At 64.6% G+C, this 3,549-nt stretch carries 3 protein-coding genes; 1 reads left to right on the forward strand and 2 read right to left on the reverse strand.

The window, feature by feature from the left end; all coding sequences use genetic code 11:
• A partial coding sequence (locus tag D471_RS0128620; protein ID WP_017601793.1) for a site-specific integrase occupies positions 1–657 on the forward strand: 657 nt, incomplete at its 5' end.
• Between the two features lie 197 nt (positions 658–854).
• Here D471_RS0128620 and D471_RS0128625 read toward each other — a convergent pair.
• The gene (locus D471_RS0128625) at positions 855–1,607 is read right to left on the reverse strand and encodes a CHAT domain-containing protein (RefSeq protein ID WP_051059279.1); all 753 of its coding nucleotides are present in this window, start codon (positions 1,605–1,607) and stop codon (positions 855–857) included.
• Positions 1,604–3,549: tetratricopeptide repeat protein (locus D471_RS38850; protein WP_152486489.1), on the reverse strand; the 1,946-nt coding region annotated here is incomplete at its 5' end. The genes D471_RS0128625 and D471_RS38850, both read right to left, overlap by 4 nt.

Below are 3,549 nucleotides of genomic sequence, written 5' to 3' on the forward strand. Positions count from 1 at the left end.
TGGCAGATCGACGGGGCGGTGCCGGGGGAAGTGATGGTGTGGACCCCGGAGCAGACCATCACCTTCCTGACCCACGCCCGCAAGTATCGGTGGTTGTTCCCGATGTTCCACCTCATCGCCGTCAAGGGACTCCGACGGGGTGAGGCGGTCGGGCTCCCCTGGTCCAACACCCGGCTGACCGATGGTCAGATCGACATCCGCACCCAGGTCGTCACCTTGGGATGGAAGATGATCACCACCACGCCGAAGAGCGCGGCAGGGCAACGGACGATCACTTTGGACAAGGACACGGTCAAGGTGTTGCGTTCCTGGAAGCGGTTCCAGAACGAAGCTCGCCTGCAGGCGGGGCAGGGGTGGGTGGATTCGGGGTTGGTGTTCACCCAGCCTGATGGGTCGGGGTGGCATCCGGGGGTGGTGACCCGCTGGTTCAACCGGATCGTGCGGGCGGCGGGGTTGCCGCCGATCCACCTGCACGGGCTCCGTCACGGTGCCGCGTCCCTGGCGTTGGCGGCGGGGGCGGACGTGAAGGTGGTCTCCACCGAGCTGGGCCACGCCACGACTCATTTCACCCAGGACACCTACCAGACGGTGTTCCCCGAGGTCGCCAAAGCGGCGGCCGAGGCGACAGCGGCCCTGCTCAGGCCCGTCCGCGCGTAGCGGCGGTGGGGTAGCCGGACCGGGGAGCACACCAGGAGCGAGAAGACGCCACCGACCCCGGGCTGCGCGGGAGACTCACCCGTGCTGGCCTGGGGTTTCCTCGTTCCCGGGGGCGCCATTCCATCGGATCAAAGGTCCCCTGGTCGCATCCCAAGAAGCTGGGGCCTGTAGTTATCAAGAGAGCAAGGAGGAGCCAGCTAATCGTGGTTTCTGTCGGTGTCTTCCCAGTGCTGGAGCAGTCCCAGTGCGTCGAGCACGCCTTTCGCACGGGTGATCTCGTCCGAGCTGCCGCGCAGGCGGGCGAGCGCTGCGGCAGTGCCGGGCTTGCGCGGGGTGGTGGACGGCGATGGAAAGTGGCTGGCGGGGACCACGTTGCGCAGAGTGTGGCCGTCTTCTTCGGTGAACAGGGGGATGCGGTTCCACTCTCCCAGGCCGTGGGTGCGCGCGGCCTGGACAGCCATGCGGTGGGCGTAGTCGATGGTCCTGCCGCTGGCGAGCATCCCGTAGAGGTAGCGGGCGAACGCGATGGCGGCGCGGTCGGAGACGGTGCCGTTGATGCCGATCGTGCAGGGCAGGGACTTCGCGGCCTGCTCGGCCAGTTCTGCGGACCAGCAGGCGTTGAATACCACCAGCGCGGGTTGGGGGTCCAAGGCGGCCAGCAGTCCGCAGAGCCCGTCGCTATCGGCGGGGGCGCTGCCCCCGTCCGGGGTGCGGATGCGGAGGGTGCCGTCGTCGTATCCGTGCCCGGAGAAGTGTAGGAGGGTGGGGCGGAAGGCGTCGAGCTCGAAGAGGAGGTCTCCCCACTGGAGGGAGGGCGCGTCCTCGACGGTGAAGGCCGCGCCGTACCGTCCCCGGTTGATTGCCTCGCGGACGAGCCGCTTCTCCTCCCCGAAGTCCACCGCGTCCGGGCCGAGGCGTGCGGCGCATTCGAGGAGGAGTAACCGGCTCATGGGAGGGTTGGGCCGGAGAGGGCCGTCAGCAGCTTCACCAGCCGGACGGCTTGTGCGGGGTGGGCAGTGATGGCTTCGGTGACAACGGCGATGGCACGTTCTCGGGCGGAGTCGTCAGCCTCGTGCGCGGCGGTGCGGAGGGCGTTGATGAGCTCTTCGCTGCCGTCGGTGTCGTCAAGAGCTTGGGACAGGGCCAGGTAGAGGAATGCGGTCAGTGTGTCCCCGTGGACAGAGCCCGCGAGGACCGCGGCAGCGTTCAGGCAATCGGTATCCCCCTGGGGTATTGCCGCTTCTGCCTGTTCACGGAGGAGGCCCGAGTCGCTGATGAGCCGGTATACCTCGTTGATCGACCGTGTGCGGGCGATGGTGAGAATCGCTGAGTGGACACCGATCGCGGCCGAATCTGCTGAGGATTTCTCGCTCCGCTCGCTGAGAACGTCCAAGGCTTGGTCCCGGAGGAGGATGTCTGTGTGGGCCGTCAGGTACTTTTCGGACTCTTCCCAGGTCGGGGTTTCCAGCCACGCGGTCAGGTGTTCGTTGAGGACGAGCGGGAGATAGGCGCTCTCGATCCCGACTTCCTTGACTTCGTCCAGGATCCTGAGGTGCAGGTCGGCTTGCGGGCCCATCGTGGCCAGCTCGCGTAGGCACTCCCGGGCAACCGGGGTGGTCAGGGTTCCCATGTGGCTTCGCAAATGGCTTTGCGATGCGCTCCACGTCGGGGTGTTGAGCCAGCCGAAGACCTCCTCCTTGACCGAGTCGGTGATGTCCAACCAGAGAGGGGTGTCGTCCAGCGCGTCTTCAGCTGCGTGGCGAAGTGTGTCCCGGAGATCCTGGCGTGCTGCCACGGCAGCAGAGGTGAGCGACACGGCTGATGCGAGAGAAAGAAGCTCCTGGATCCCTTTGCTCTCTTCATCGTTGGCCAGATAGAAACGGGATTTGCCCAGGCGAATCATATGGCTCTCCTGGGGTAGCTCGCGAAAATCCCGGACAACCGAGTCGTAGCAGCCCAGTGCTTCGCCGCGCCGCCCCACTTCCGACAGGCGGCTGGCGAGGTTGTTCAGGGCTGTGACCAGGTTGGGGAGGTAGGCGGCGGGGTTTTGTTTGGCCAGGGATCGGCCGATGGTGACGGCTTCTCGGGCGTTGTCGAGCGCTTCCTCGTGCTGTCCTAGCTCCGCCAGACGAATGGCGAGGTTGTTCAACACTATGGTTAGGTTTGGGAGGTATGCGGTGGGAGTTTGTTTGGCGAGGGAGCGGTAGATTTTGGTGGCTTCTTGTGTGGGTTCCAGTGCTTCCTCGTGCTGTCCTAGCTCCGCCAGTCTGTTGCCGAGGTTGGTCAATGTCACGGCTAGGTTGGGGAGGTAGGCGGCGGGGTTTTGTTTGGCCAGGGATCGGCCGATGGTGACGGCTTCTCGGGCGTTGTCGAGCGCTTCCTCGTGCTGTCCTAGCTCCGCCAGACGGTTGCCGAGGTTGTCCAGTGCTCCGGTTAGGTTTGGGAGGTATGCGGTGGGAGTTTGTTTGGCGAGGGAGCGGTAGATTTTGGTGGCTTCTTGTGTGGGTTCCAGTGCTTCCTCGTGCTGTCCTAGCTCCGCCAGTCTGTTGCCGAGGTTGGTCAATGTCACGGCTAGGTTGGGGAGGTAGGCGGCGGGGTTTTGTTTGGCCAGGGATCGGCCGATGGTGACGGCTTCTCGGGCGTTGTCGAGCGCTTCCTGGCGCTGTCCTAGCTCCGCCAGACGGTTGCCGAGATTGTCCAGCACTGTGGTTAGATCGGGCAGGTAGGCGGCAGGAATTTGCTCGGCCAAACTTCGGAATAGTTGAGCAGATTCTTGGGTGTTTTCGAGGGCTTCTTCGTGCTTCCCTATCATCGCCATTTTTGTCGCGAGATCGTTGAGTGATCCGGCTAGCTTTGGGAGGTAGGCTGTGGGGTTTTGGGGGGCTATTGAGC

Origin of the sequence: Nocardiopsis lucentensis DSM 44048 (assembly GCF_000341125.1) — a bacterium.
In the GTDB taxonomy this organism is placed as follows: Bacteria; Actinomycetota; Actinomycetes; order Streptosporangiales; family Streptosporangiaceae; genus Nocardiopsis; species Nocardiopsis lucentensis.

Excerpts from the sequence above, each read along its gene's own strand:
- D471_RS0128625 (WP_051059279.1), bottom strand. The coding sequence starts at position 1,607 with ATGAGCCGGTTACTCCTCCTCGAATGCGCCGCACGCCTCGGCCCGGAC.